The following is a 13,761-nucleotide window of genomic DNA, read 5'->3' as shown; positions in this document are numbered from 1 at the left end:
CCATCAGTATTTCGCATGCTATTGACTGCCGCGCGACGATGTCAACCGGGAGGGCCGACAGTATCTGTCGGAGTGTGCACGGGCTGTAAATCGAGGACGGCAATCAGGTGCGCGGGACATTATACACATCCCTCGACGAAAGGGCCGCTAACCCATAGCGAGCCGTTGCTGTACATGGCGGTCCCGTTGTCGTCGGTGTAGCCGTGAGACTGCTCGTCGACATGCAGCCTGGTGTTTGGCACCAGCTGACCGTTCACCTTGATGCTCTTGATGAACAGGTTGCGATCACCTGGCTTGCCCTCTCCGCCCCACAGGTCGTTGACATAGCGAAGCTCGATCGTCTTCGGGTTCGGAACGCTGCTGAGATCGATGTGGAACGGCTTGGCCTCGGTTGACGCCTGCATTAGCTCCGCCACGGCGGCTTCGGGCGTCGATGCAACGCTTTCCTTGCCCGGGACGTCGATCTCGGCGACGGTCTTTCCGTCGACCAGGACGTCGAACCGAGGCGCGCCCTGGAGATCAATGCCGGCAGCGTCGACCTCCAGACTGGTGATGGTGCAACGTCCTGTGTCTTTCGCGGCGGCCGCCACCAGGTCGGCCACGCGCTGCCTCTGCGATTGCACCCATCCGGCGATGGGCTGCAGCAGCGCGTTTCGGCCGCCGGTGTCGGCCGCGAAGAGGTTGGTTCGTTCACCGGAATCGGCCTTGAGGTCGTATTCCTCCACCTTGCCGGTGGTCGCGTTGAAGATGACCTTTCGATCGTTCTCGCGATAGCCGAACAGGAAACCGGCCCAGGGATTGAAGAAGAAGGTCTTGTTTGGCCGTTGCTCGCTGAACAGGCTGCGCCCCTGCCACTGCTTCGGCAGCGGAAGCCCAAGTATGTCGAAGATCGTCGGGGCGATATCGATGATGCCGCCGACCGGGTGCGCAACTTCGTCATGAAAGAGATACTTGTTGATCATGATGAGCGGGATGTGGATGTTTTCCTCGTAGATCGCGCTGGCATGAATGTAGTCGCCATGCTCCCCGAACGCCTCGCCATGATCGCCCAATATGACCACGAGCGTCGAATCGAGCTTGCCGGACTGCTTGAGCGATTCAAGGATCTCGCCAAGCGCCGTATCGCCGACCTTCAGGGCGTTGAGATAAGCATTGAATTTCTGATCATCCGAGTAGTGGACCAGCGTGTTGCCATCGGAGGAAGGCGCCATCTTCGAAAACATCGGGCTGTCGGTGATGTAGGGATAATGGGTCATGGCCGTGAACATTATGCCGAAGAAGGGTTTTCCCGCGTCCTTGTTCATCCAGTCGATGATCGACTGCGCGGTGCAAAGATCACTGTTGTAGTCCATGTTCTTCCACTGCTCGGAGCTGAGCTTGAAGGTCGGGGTACCGCATTTCTGCCCCCGGTAGTCCTGGATCACATCCAGCCCCTTGTTGAGCAGAAACTCATCGACCCGTTGGAATCGGGAATCCGCGCTCCAGAAAAACCCTGTGCGGAAATTGTTCTTGGACAGGGTGTTCGAGATCGTGTCCAGAGGCAGATATGGATACCTGGTGGTCATGCCATAGTATGAAATATCGTTGTACATAGAGGTGAGCAGAGAAAAGACCGAGTAATGCGTGGAAGGTGCGTGCGCATATATGTTGTCGAATCGTATGGAGTCCTTTGCGTAACTCTTGATATTTGGGGTGATCGGATACTTGCCGCCAAACGTCTCGATGTATTTGGACGGCACCGACTCCATCATGAAAATCAGCACGTTCTTGATCGGGTTTGGCGCCGGCGCCTTGAAGGCCGACGTCTCCGGCGGACGCTCGCCGACGCTTGCGACATCCGGGTCATTGGTGTTGGCGTTCATTGCCAGCACGACCGGCGTTGGACTGAACACGGCCGATTCAACAAAATACAGGATCGGATTGTCGATCTTGGCCGCCGGCAGCGCCTCCGCACGCACGTGGTATCCAGTTCCGGCGAGAGCCGTGCCGACACACACAACGAGCACGCCCAGAAAGGCCCCGTAGCCAGCGGCGCTCAGTCGCTGGCACAAGCTGGCCGCGGCATAGCCAAGGATGAGCACCAAAATGACGGATCCGGAAAGGGTCGCGAAGTCCTTTATGTTGAGCGCGTCGCCCATCGCGTTCCTGGCATCGGCATTCTGCAGGAAGTCGCCATAGACCAGCCACTGGAACGTGAACGGTTCGCCCAGCATCTTGACGAGGTTGATGTTGGCAAATCCCCAGCCCAGAGAAACCACGACAGCAACATAGAAGAGCAAGACGACGATGACTGAGCCGAGACGGCTGGCCTTTGCCAGGAACAGCAGGATCAGGGTCACCACGGTCACGGAAGTAACGACAATCAGATCGTAGTAGCTCGATGCCAATCCCTTGGGGATGGCCCCTAAAAGGCCTGGAAACGTGGTTTGCGGATCAACGATTGCGCTGCGGTAGACACCCAAAAGCAGCCAGGACAACAGGCCCGTGCAAATGATCCGCTGGCTCATGCGCCGGAAGCGCAAGTCCCTCGACGAAGCCGTCCCCGCCTTCGATTTCGTAAGGCCGCTCTCAGGTCGGCTCGCCGACCCCGTATTGCCGCCGATGCTCATACAACTACCCGCCGCGAGTCTGCGCTTCGGCTCAACCACGGCCGACAGCCTTCAAACCCCCATCCGCAGAATCGACTTGCGCTAAAAAAGAGTCAACAAAATCAAGTTTGGGTTAACCAAGTCTCTTGAGACCTGGTTAACCGAACGCGTTGAACGGCGATGCGTTTTGGGCAAGTGAGCTGTTCAACCAACTGTGCATCCGCCGTATGAATCGGCGACGGCGGGCGCTGTCGAGCACCCGCCGTCGTGATGTTTCAGTACTGCGTCAGCAATCAGCCGCCACGCAGACGCGTCGGGCTCAGGCTCGCAACTGTCATGCCCCGCTGTTCGGAAGGACACGTCGGCAGAAAGCGGCTCGCATCCGCGTATGTCATCTTCGCGATGGAACTCTTCAGCCCACCCCGCTTGGCGATCCAACCGCGAACCCAGCCAGGGTAGTTTTTCATCATGAAATTAGCGGCCACCTGATTGCCCCGCGCAGAAACGCCATATGGCAGGTGAAAGCCGAACGAAGCATTCCGCGTGATGCACACCTTGCTCCTGGGCATCGACAGATAAAGCGTGCAGGCCGAGTCACACGAACCGTTGAACCGCACAAAGGTGCCGCTGCGGCGCATTTTCAGCGCACGGATGGCATAGTCGATCACATAGCCACCGCGATCGCCACTGATCGTCTTGACGTTGGCCGTCCCCAGGCTGATGCGCGGTCGCAGCAATTCTCCCGCGGAGCTTGCCGAGACCAGTGCGCCCATCAAACCGAGCGCACCGAGAAACTTCACTATCGTTTTCATCTGCGCCTCCTGCTATGCCGTCAATGACTAGCTGGGAGCCGTAAAGATTGAATATTCTGTGTCGCTAAAGTTGTATCAGTTGATTGATTGTGCAGCCGTTTTAGGACCTGATTGACGATTTGGTTTACCAATGGCGCAGAAGGATGATCACTGAAACGTAAACGCGGCGCGGGCATCGTTGCAGATCGACTGTGCTGCGGAGCGCACTCGGTGGAATTGGATCAGAGGAAATCGGATGGCCGTTGGTGGGACGGAGCGGAGGCCGTCAAAGGAAAGCAAGCCTCGCCGCGTCTGCGTCGTGACAAATGCAATCGATCATGGTGGCGAAGACGGCGCCATGGCCGAACTGGCCAGGCTTTTCGCCGAAGATGGCGACGACGTCACCCTGCTGTGGGTTCCAGGCAGGAATGCCCCAGCGGAGGAGGCAGCACGCCACCGCGACCTGGAGGCGGCCTCGGTGCGACTGGAAATTCTCGATAAGTCCGATCAGTTGCTACCTTCGCTGACGACGCCCGAGAGCCGGTCCGCCGCTGTGCTGCATTACCTCGAACGGTCCGGCCACGATTTGGTCTACGCGCCGCTTGAGGGTGGGTTAGCTTTCTACACGCTGCTGGCGGTCGAGACTGCGGCCTTTGCCGCGCCGTCGATCGTGGTCGTCGCCCACGCTCCAGAAGAATGGGAACATGAAGCCGACAAGGCCTTCATGGACAGCACCGAGGCGATTGCCGTCGCCTACATGGAGAAATACTGCGCCGAGATGGCGAACAGGACGATCTGTGCGTCGGCCGCCTTGCGAATGTGGATGTTGTCGAAGGGCTGGAAGGTGAAGAAGGCGATAGTGACGCCGATGTTGCCGTTGCAGGATCGTCTCGGTCGGGCCGGAGCGCGGCCGTCCGTTGTGACGACAAGCGCCAGAGAACTTGCCGTCCTGGCCGGGTGGCGCTTCCGCGATGGCCTGACGCTGCTTTGCGACGCGCTCGACATCATCGCGCCAGCGGCGCCCGAAGGGCTGACGGTCACCGCATTCGGCCCATTCGGAAAGATCATGGGCGAGCACAGCGGTGGACTGCTTCTGAGACGCGCCGAGCGGTGGCCGTTCAAGCTCAACCTGTTGGCGCACGCAAGCCCCGCCGCAAAGCTCGACTACGTCGCGCGGACCGGCGCACTTGCCGTCATCCCCGTCCGCGCCGCATCGACGGGCGCCACTGTTGCCGCTTGTATCGAGGCGGGACTGCCTTTTGTTGCGACCAATGTCGACGCGAACGCCGAGAGCTGGAATGTGCAGGCGAGGCAACCGCGGCTGGTCGATCCTGACGCTGCCGCGTTGGCGCAAGCGATTTCGGCGGCGCTCAATGACCCGCCTCGCCCACTGCCTGTCGACAGGCTGCGCCAATGTCGGCAATCCTGGCTGGATACGCGCAATTTGCCGACGCCGGCCAAACGCAGGCGCGTCGACAAAAGTGTCGGGTCGTCACCACTGGTCTCTGTCGTCATGGCTCATCGCAACCGGCCGCGCTATCTGAAACAGGCAATCGCGGCGATCGAGGCGCAAACCTACGCTCACCTGGAACTGGTTCTGGTGGACGACGGAAGCGACCTGGACGAAGCCAGGCGATTGCTGGATACGCTGGAACCGGCCTTCCGTCAGCGCGGATGGAAGATCCTGCGCCGACCGCACGAGCATCTCGGCGCGGCGCGAAACGCCGGCATCCGCGCTTCGCAAGGCGAGCTGATCCTGTTCGTCGACGATGACAACGCGCTGTTTGCGGAGGCCGTCGATCATTTCGTGCGTGCGATGGCAACATCGGGCGCTGACATCTGCACTGCGTTCCAACTGATCTTCTACGAGGATTTGGTGCCCGAACATCGCGCCGACGGGCTGATCCAGTACCTGCCACTGGGTGGTCCCGACGCGCTCGGCCTGATCCACAACGTCTACGGTGACGCGAATGCGATGATGCGCCGATCTGTGTTCTCGCAGATCGGGTTCCTGATCGAAAAGCCCGGCTACGCCATGCACGACTGGGAGTTCCTTGCGCGAGCCTCTCTCGCAGGTCTCAAGATCAGGACGATTCCAAAGCCGCTATACTGGTATCGCTCGAAACCGGATGGAATGTTTCGGACGTCGAACTGGTACGACAACCGGCTTCCCGTCCTGGAGGCGTTCAGGTCGAGCCAACCTGATGACGTCCGCCTGCTGCATCATTTGGCCGTCGCCCAGAACACGCAGCGGTCCGAAATTGAAAGCGCCCGCGAAAACCTGAAATATATCCCCCGCAATCGAAAATATCTGGAGCTGTGCGACATCGAACCGAACAGCGATGCGGCCATAGAGAAGCTTGCGAGCATTGCCGGGTCGATCGGTCGCCCCGATACGGCTGCCACCTTGCTTGGACGCCCCGCCGCCACGCACCACAATGCCCCGTACAGTCCTGATGTCGGCGGCAGTTCGATCATCCTCGACTACGACATACTAAGGAGCGCACGGTTGCTTACACCGCGCGTCTCGGCTCTTCCGCTGCTGCTTGTCGCACCGGATGACGGCGGGTTGTTCTTGCGTCCGCATGTGGATGGCGCGGTCGCTGCATTGCTTGACCATCAATTTCCAGCCTTCTTCCGGAAGGTGGAAGCAGTCGTCGAAATCGCTCATGCCGACGCGCCGGCGATAGAATTTGCTCTCGCCCTTGCTCGACCCGATCAAACCATAGATTGGCAACAGGACATCGGCGCGCAAACGATCGCCTTTTCAGGCTGGATGAGCATCGAAGACAGATTCGTGCGTCATCCCTTGGCGGCAGCGCTTCGCGCACGACGGAAGACCCCGCTTTCAATCGTTCTCGCCGTTCGTTTCACCGCAACGTCCAATGGTTTTCCGACCAATGCGTTCTTCCGCAAGCTGGCACTGTTCAGCGATTAGCGGCGCCGGCCCCGGGAAATCCCCGAGTGCCAGCGAGGCCCAGGTTCGATCAATTGCTCGCGTTAACCACGTTTCCTCAACCTTGCCGAAATGGTTGACAAAACATTAATAGATGCTAATATTTCAGTGGGTTATTTTGTGTGTGGGGTGCGTTATGCGCAAGATTCATTCGTTGCTTTTGGGCGGACTTAGTCTGCTTGGGTTAAGCGTCGCTTTCACTGGCGCGGCGCAGGCGAGGACCGACGTTGGCGTCCAGGAAGCCGAGCTTGCCTGCGAGCAGGCCCTCAAAACCGGCACCATCGAGGCGCTTGAGGACTATCTGCACCGTTACCCGAATGCTCCGTCAGCCTGCAAGGCGCTTGCTCTCAACAGTCTGTCCCAGTTTGGGCCAGAAGGTGGGGACGGAAACCCTGGTGATGGTGGCAACCGCTACGGCGGATAAGCATCGGCCGGATTTTTCCTTCAACAGTTCGGGTACATCAGGTGGCCTCGTCGATGTGCTGATGCGGTATGGCCAGGGTTGACACGAATCCGGCATAGCGATCCGAAGTTTTCATCCAGCCGAGTTCCACGAGTTGCGCGGCGTCTCCGCGATAGCGGACAGACCTATGGTCACGGAGCGCCAGTTTCGGATCGCGCTCCAGGGCTTCCATGTAGGCGGCGCGCTCCTCAAGTGTCTTTTCCTTGAGTTGCGCATTTTCACTCAGAGACGACGCTGATTTCTGGCGAAATCCCCAGACGAATTTGAAGTGCAGCAATGCGACGCGCAGTTCGCTGAATCGGACCTTGCTGATCGTGTGCTGTGCGACGTGATAATGCGTGCCCCGCCCCCATTTTACGATCGGCACCTTTGTCAGGCACGGGGGAAAGGTTTGCTTGAACCGGCCGTGCCAGAAGACCCGTTCCCTCACGCCACCGAACATCTGCTCCGGTGGATACATACCGTCGCGGGTGCGCAGCCACCCTGGCTCCGGGTCAAAGTAGGGTGAAGCTTCAACAAGCGGGATCGTGCCATCATAGCTGTATTCGGCCAACGGACCGTCGGCATACATGTCGATCATGGAGCCTATCACGGCGTCCGCACCGGTCGAATCGAGATAGCTGCAAAGCTGCCGCAGGTTCGCTCGCTCAAAATCGGGATAGACGAGAAGCTCGTCAGCGTCGATCGAAAGGCACCAATGGCCGGTGCCGAACACATTCATGAGCGTGTTGATCCATCGCGGCGGATCGATGTTTTCAGAGAAATGCGATCCTTCCGTGTGGAAGCAGTGGCTGTCCGGCTGCTCCAGGATCAGTTCACGCGTCCCGTCCGTGGAACCATTGTCCAGGAAGAAGAACCGATCGACGCCGAGGCCGCGGTAATGGTCGAGAAGTTGCGGTAGCAGTGTCGCTTCGTTGCGCAGTCCGACAAAGCACAAGATCTCACCTCCGGTCACGTCAATCGGCCGGTCGTCCAGTCGCGCGAGATGTTTTGGGGATCGAAGTTCAACCATCCGAACGTCATCAAACCTGTTACGCGAAAGGCAGGTGCGGTAAGGTGAGCCCCGCGAGACGATTATCAAAGTATTATCCAACTGTTGGCAAGACTGTTTCGAGCGAAGCGGGCTGACAAGGGGGACTCATTGAGCGTTGGTTCCAAGGCAGGCGCTATGCCCAAGGGTAAGCGACAGGCAAGCCAGAAGCCTCGCAATGTGTGTGTCGTTTCGGAGGTTGAGTTCGGCTCGACGGTGACTGGCGATCACGGGTCGGTGACCTACGCGCTGGCGCAGCATCTGGCGGGAACCGGTGACACCGTGACGCTGCTTTGGGCGCCGAGCCCGCTCGGCAGCCAGCCCGATGATCAGGAAATCGCCAGGCTACGCAAATGGTGCTTCGACAATTTCCTGGTGCGGCTCGAATTGCTGCCGCCGTCGCCGGAGTTGCTGCGCGGCATGGATTCCAGCGACAAGAACTCATTGGCTGTCTACCACTACCTCAAGCACAATGCATTCGACATCGTCTATTTTGCGCTTGAAGGCGGACTGGCGCATTTCTCTAACCTTGCGAAGCGCACAGGAGTCTTTCCCGACCCTCCCGCGATCGTCGTGCTCGCGCATGAGCCGCTTATGTGGAAGCTGGAAGCCAATTCCCGGGCGGTCGAACGAAAGGAGCAGATGACCGTCGCGCATATGGAAAAGATGTCGGCCGAAATGTGCGACCATCTTGTCATCGCTGGCCAGTCGCTGCTCGACTGGATGGCCAAGGCGGCATGGAAGCTGCCCACCAGCCGTCACATTGCTGCGCCTCTCGAGCCGGAGGAGTGGCGTTCGAACTTCGCTGTCGATCACTACAGGCCGCGAGAGCGGCCCACGGCCGAAGTGGTTCATTTCTCAGGCACAGAGGCGCGTGATGGACTGACGCTGTTCTGCGATGCGCTCGATCGTCTGGCCGACAGCGGCGTCACCGATCTGACAGTGACGGTTGTCGGCGCGTTCGGTCATGTCCTGGGCGAGCATTCGGGCGGCATGATCGTTCGGCGTGCGCGGCAATGGCCGTTCAAATTGAAGCTCCTGCCCATTCGCGATGAGCCTGATATCTACAGATACCTGCGCCAGCGTCATGCGCTGGTGGCGATGACACACTCAGCGGCTCAGCTTCCGCTGGAAGTGATGACGTGCCTCGACGAAGAGATTCCGTTCGTCGCGACAGATGTCGGCAGCATACGTGACCTTCTCCATCCGAAGTCGGCTGACGCCGTCATGATGGAGGCGTCCGCTTCCGCCGTCGCGGCCAAAATTGCGTCTGTGCTGGAAAGCCCATCGTTTGGTCCGGCAAAGCCCCTGCAAAAACGGGACGCGCGCGAGAAAGCCTGGAGCAGGCTGCATGCAAAATTCTCCCGTGAACCCGGTAAGGTCTCCAGTCGCAGCCGGAGCCGACCACCGCTCGTTTCGATCATAACGGCGCACTACAACCGGGCGCGCCTGTTGCCCCAGGCGATTGCCTCGGTTCGACGCCAGGACTATCCCAACATTGAATTGATCGTCGTCGATGACGGCAGCACCGATCCAGATGCAATCCAATTGTTGGCGGAGGTCGAACCGGAGTTCGAGCAGCGAGGCTGGCGAATCATCCGGAAGAAGAACGGCTTTCTCGGCAAGGCACGCAACACGGGAATCCGCGCCGCCAAGGGTTCACTGATCCTGTTCCTGGACGACGACAACGTGCTGTTCCCGAACGCCGTCAATACGTTCGTCGCCGGCATGCAAAAGTCCGGCGCCGATATCTGCACGACCTTCGCCAAGTGGCTCAACGAGCCCTTCGTGCCGCCGGACACCAAGAGCGGATACATGCTTTACTTCCCGGTCGGCGGACCTACGGACATCGCCTTGCTCAACAATCCGTATGGCGATGCCAATGCGATGTTCCGGCGTGAGGTGTTCGACAAGATAGGTTACCTGAACGAAGAGCGGGGGTTTTCCGCAAGCGATTGGGAGTTTTTCCTTCGCGCGGACCTGGCAGGTCTGGAGATCGTCCCCGTCCCGGAGCCGCTCTATTGGTACCGGTCGGCACCGACGGGCATGAATCGAAATGCCGAGTGGCTGAGGAATCGCAAGCCGATCATCGCTGTCTTTCGAAAGCATAGATTCGCGAAAACGGACATGTTCGTGCAGCTCGGCATCAGCTCGAACACCGACAATCATGAGAAGGAGCTCAACCTCTGGAATTTGGAGCTGCGCGTCAACGACGAGCGGTATCTCAGATTGAGTACGGGTCCCGCCAATACCGCGGACGCAATGCAGTTGCTGGCCGAGATCGCGGCACGCGAAGGCAGGGCGGATACCGCAATTTCGCTTCTCGCCCATGCAGGACGAACCGACTTCGCCCTGGGTGTGGTTGAAATACTCAACGCGGCGACCGAAGAGACCGTGCCGGAGTTGCATTCCTCACTTTACCGCGAGCAGTATCTATCCGCCGAGCCCATGCGCCTGGCTCATGTCAGTTCGTATCCGGATGCCGATCCGGACCTGTTGAGCTATGTCGAACAATCGCCGGACCAGTTGTTCCTCGAAGCCAAGGGCAGCAATGTCACCATGGCTTTGCTGAAAGGCGTCTGCCCGCCGGGCGCCATAAGCGCGAGTTGTTGGGTTTACCTCGACGAGGAGCTGACGGGCTCTGCGCAGTTTCAGCTCGCGATCGTGGACGCAGAAAACCAGACCTTCAGCAATCTCGCCCAGCTGCTCGAGGATGAGAGCGGGAGCGGTTGGGCCGATGTCAGCCGACAGCACGAGGCGCGTGAGATAAGGGCGACCGTCAGTTCGCCGGCAACCGGCCGACGCGATTTGCTGTTTGCAGTCAAATGCGGCGGCAGCCGCCCGGACGCGCGCGTACTTGGCGGCTTTTCGAGCGTCCATATCCGCCATGTCGTTTCGACCGACGCGCGGCGCCCGCGCCTCAACGCACCGCAACAGCGCCAACGCATGCGTCGAATGACCAATGATGAGATGAAGCGTGCGACGCTTGTGACGGACTATCCGTCCGAGCTGCCGACGCTGCTCATCGCCGGTGACAATGGCGGCATATTCCTGCGGCCGAACACGCATGGCCCGGTTGTTGCCGCCCTCAATTCGGCCTTTCCGGCCTTTGCCAGAAGTGTCATCGCGACGGTGGAGATCGCTCACGATGACGCATCCCCATTCGAGTTCGCCATGGCGCTGGGCAGGCAGGAAGAAAAACTCGTGTGGAAACACGATGCTCCTGTCGGCGCCTTGTCATTCTCCGGATGGACGCGCGTCTCGAGACCTTTCGAACTGCATGACCTGAAAGTTTCGATCCGCGAGATCGATCGCAAGTGGTTGACGATCTATCTGGCAATCCGGCTGCCACGCGGTTCGAAGCCGATGCCGTCCAATGCTTTCTGGCGCAAGTTGTTGTTGGTGTGGGACTGACAGGCACGCGTCGTCGATCGCGGGAACGTTACCTTGTCGAAGCACTGAGTGCGGTAGCATCGGGGACGTTGTCAACACCGCCGATTTCGCGCAAGCCTGATTGAGAGAGTGGCGATGGGCGGGCGGGCTTGATGCAGGTCTTCGATGGCAGGTAGCACCGTGCTGGTCACCGGCGCCCGCGCGCCGGTGGCGCTGCATCTGGCGCGGCTGTTGCACGACGCCGGGCGGCGGGTGATCCTGGCCGACAGTCCGGCCCGGCCGATCGCTGCGGCGAGCGCGGCATGCGCCGCCTACCATCGCCTGCCGCCGCCGCGCTTTGCCACTGATGCCTATTCAGAGGCCGTCGCATCTCTCGTCCGTACCGAAGGTGTGGAACTGGTCATCCCGACCTGCGAGGAGGTCTTCTATCTCGGCCGCCTGTGGCAGGACCGCGCCATGCCGGTCCGCCTGTTCGCGCCCGACATGACGATGCTTTCCCGCGCCCACAACAAGCATGCCTTCATCCGGCTGGCGCAAAGCCTCGGCCTCGACGTGCCTGATACAGCGCTGCTGCAAAGCGATGCCGATCTCGAAACCGTGCGCGGCCATTCGCGCGAGCTGGTGTTCAAGCCGGTGTGGTCGCGTTTCGCCCGTGACGTGCTGCTGCGGCCATCGCCGGGCGAACTCGACGCCGTCCGCCCCTCGTCCGCCGCCCCGTGGGTGGCGCAGCGCTTCATCGCCGGCGACGAGATCAGTGCCTATGCGGTGGCGATCGAGGGCAAGCTCAAGGCGCTGGCGTTCTATCGGTCACTCTATCGCGCCGGCAAAGGCGCCGGTATCTGCTTCGAGCCGGTCGAGGATGCGGCTGCCCGGCGCTTTGTCGAAATCTTCGTCGCCGGCACCGCCTGGACAGGCCAGATCTCCTTCGACCTGATGCGCGAGAAGGACGGCACGGTGCTGCCGCTGGAGTGCAATCCGCGCGCCGTGAGCGGCTTGCATTTCTTCCGCGATCCGCAGCGCTTTGCCGACGCTGTGCTGGACGACGGTCCGGAGGTGAAGCCTGATGTCGCCAGGCTGCAGACGGTGCGGCTGGCGATGTGGATCTACGGACTGCCGGCGGCGCTGCGATCGGGCGGCCTTGGCCGCTTCCGCCAAACTATGCGCGAGGCCGATGAGCTGCTCGACTGGCCGGGCGACCCCGCGAGCAGAAAAGCGCAATGGCGCGCACTAGCCGAGATCGCCGGCACCGCACTGCGCCAGCGCATCAGCCTGCAAGCCGCGTCGACACGGGATATCGAGTGGAACGGGCCGGCCTCTCCGTGACTCCAACCAAACGCTTAGCGCCGCCCCTCATCCGCCTGCCGGCACCTTCTCCCCGTATAGTGACGGGGAGAAGGAAGCTACCGCGACCTCGGCGCTCCCTTTGCAACGTTTGATGATTGGCGAAAGCGGCGGTGATGGCGTTTTTCTCCCCGTCACTATACGGGGAGAAATGCCCGGCAGGGCAATGAGGGGCAGCGCGAACCTAAGCCGAGCCTGCACTAAAGCTCGATCTGGTACACCCTCGGCTCCGCTGCCGCCGGCGGCATCTTGCCGTTCATGATCGCCGCGATGTCGCGGCGCAGGAAATCCAGCGGGCCGATCGCCGGCTGAACCTGCGGTGGTATCAGGGCGTTGTCGCTGGCCGATTTCAGCACCCGGCGATCCTGCCGTAGCGCGAAGGCAAAGAGCGGCCGGAAGGCCAGCGCCTTGAGCTCGCCGAACAGGCCCTGGCGTGGGCCGATAAGCCAGCCGACGCCTTCGACGGTCCGTTCGTCCGCCTGGCGCAGATGGAAAGTGGTCGCCAGCGCCAGACCGCCCTTGCCCCAATATTCCAGTTCGACGATGCCTGGATGGCGGTAGCGGCCGATGGTCCTGGCGCGCTCGCCTTCGAGGAGACGGCTGACCAGCCCCTGCTGGCGGTCCTCGCCGGTGTAACAGCTTTCGACCCAGCCCTCGCCGCCGGTCACCTCGACGCGCACGAGATGGCGCTTTGCGGTGAGACCGCGCAGCACGCCTTTGTGGGTGAAGTGGGTGTGGGTGGCGTCGAGAATGTTCTCGGCCGCGTCGAGCACCGTCGATTGCGCCGAACTGCGCACCCGCTTCACGACGACATCCTTGCCGTGCATGCAGTGGAGATAGGGCTCGACTTCGGGCGTGCCTGACGAGACGAAGACGACGCCGTCGCGCTCGATGGCGGCGTAGCGGCGGACGCGATAGTGCGGGATATCACCGACATGGCCGGGGATGGCGGTGCATCGCCCTTCCCCATTGTAGCGCCAGCCATGGTAAGGGCATTCGATCTCGCCGCCAATGACCTTGCCGGTCGACAGTTCGACCAGGCGGTGAGCACAGCGGTCGAACAGGGCTGTGATCCCTTGCGCCGAGCGGAACAGCACCAGCGGCGCGCCGTCGAACAGGATGCGCTTCGGCTTGGCTTTGATATCGGCGGACCGCATCACAGCCTGCCAATGGTCTTTATCTTTTTGCAGCCGTGCTTC

At 60.6% G+C, this 13,761-nt stretch carries 8 protein-coding genes; 4 read left to right on the top strand and 4 right to left on the bottom strand.

All coding sequences use genetic code 11. From position 1 onward, the window contains the following. Window positions 1-119: 119 nt before the first annotated feature. On the bottom strand, window positions 120-2,609 hold the full coding sequence (locus JQK88_RS09135) for a sulfatase-like hydrolase/transferase (RefSeq protein ID WP_192258989.1): 2,490 nt from the start codon (window positions 2,607-2,609) through the stop codon (window positions 120-122). Window positions 2,610-2,881: 272 nt separating this feature from the next. After that, window positions 2,882-3,400: a hypothetical protein gene (locus JQK88_RS09130; protein ID WP_210328418.1), complete on the bottom strand. Its 519-nt coding sequence runs from the start codon at window positions 3,398-3,400 to the stop codon at window positions 2,882-2,884. 298 nt (window positions 3,401-3,698) lie between these two features. On the opposite strand from JQK88_RS09130, the gene JQK88_RS37140 reads away from it, so the two are divergent. After that, on the top strand, window positions 3,699-6,317 hold the full coding sequence (locus JQK88_RS37140; protein WP_203278112.1) for a DUF6212 domain-containing protein: 2,619 nt from the start codon (window positions 3,699-3,701) through the stop codon (window positions 6,315-6,317). A gap of 154 nt (window positions 6,318-6,471) precedes the next feature. After that, on the top strand, window positions 6,472-6,759 hold the full coding sequence (locus JQK88_RS09120; RefSeq protein ID WP_192258986.1) for a hypothetical protein: 288 nt from the start codon (window positions 6,472-6,474) through the stop codon (window positions 6,757-6,759). A gap of 37 nt (window positions 6,760-6,796) precedes the next feature. On the opposite strand, the gene JQK88_RS09115 is transcribed toward JQK88_RS09120, so the two are convergent. After that, complete coding sequence (locus JQK88_RS09115) at window positions 6,797-7,810, bottom strand: glycosyltransferase family 2 protein (RefSeq protein WP_203278111.1); 1,014 nt, start codon at window positions 7,808-7,810, stop codon at window positions 6,797-6,799. Window positions 7,811-7,966: 156 nt separating this feature from the next. On the opposite strand from JQK88_RS09115, the gene JQK88_RS09110 reads away from it, so the two are divergent. Then, a complete protein-coding gene (locus JQK88_RS09110) occupies window positions 7,967-11,242 on the top strand; it encodes a DUF6212 domain-containing protein (protein WP_203278110.1) in 3,276 nt (1,091 codons plus the stop codon). A gap of 144 nt (window positions 11,243-11,386) precedes the next feature. Further along, complete coding sequence (locus tag JQK88_RS09105; protein ID WP_203278109.1) at window positions 11,387-12,544, top strand: ATP-grasp domain-containing protein; 1,158 nt, start codon at window positions 11,387-11,389, stop codon at window positions 12,542-12,544. 218 nt (window positions 12,545-12,762) lie between these two features. Here JQK88_RS09105 and JQK88_RS09100 read toward each other — a convergent pair whose 3' ends face one another. After that, a complete protein-coding gene (locus tag JQK88_RS09100; RefSeq protein WP_312037256.1) occupies window positions 12,763-13,722 on the bottom strand; it encodes a Rieske 2Fe-2S domain-containing protein in 960 nt (319 codons plus the stop codon). Window positions 13,723-13,761 lie beyond the last annotated feature (39 nt).

It is taken from the genome of Mesorhizobium caraganae (assembly GCF_016836705.1).
GTDB classification, from domain to species: Bacteria; Pseudomonadota; Alphaproteobacteria; order Rhizobiales; family Rhizobiaceae; genus Mesorhizobium; species Mesorhizobium caraganae.
The sequence above is the reverse complement of the archived record's forward strand: the minus strand, read 5'-3'. Positions and strand labels throughout refer to the sequence as shown.

What these genes read in the sequence shown, in the direction of transcription:
- JQK88_RS09130 (WP_210328418.1), bottom strand. Translation starts at nt 3,400, where the DNA reads ATGAAAACGATAGTGAAGTTTCTCGGTGCGCTCGGTTTGATGGGCGCA.
- JQK88_RS09120 (WP_192258986.1), top strand. Translation starts at nt 6,472, where the DNA reads ATGCGCAAGATTCATTCGTTGCTTTTGGGCGGACTTAGTCTGCTTGGG.
- JQK88_RS09115 (WP_203278111.1), bottom strand. Translation starts at nt 7,810, where the DNA reads ATGGTTGAACTTCGATCCCCAAAACATCTCGCGCGACTGGACGACCGG.
- JQK88_RS09135 (WP_192258989.1), bottom strand. Translation starts at nt 2,609, where the DNA reads ATGAGCATCGGCGGCAATACGGGGTCGGCGAGCCGACCTGAGAGCGGC.
- JQK88_RS09105 (WP_203278109.1), top strand. Translation starts at nt 11,387, where the DNA reads ATGGCAGGTAGCACCGTGCTGGTCACCGGCGCCCGCGCGCCGGTGGCG.
- JQK88_RS09110 (WP_203278110.1), top strand. Translation starts at nt 7,967, where the DNA reads ATGCCCAAGGGTAAGCGACAGGCAAGCCAGAAGCCTCGCAATGTGTGT.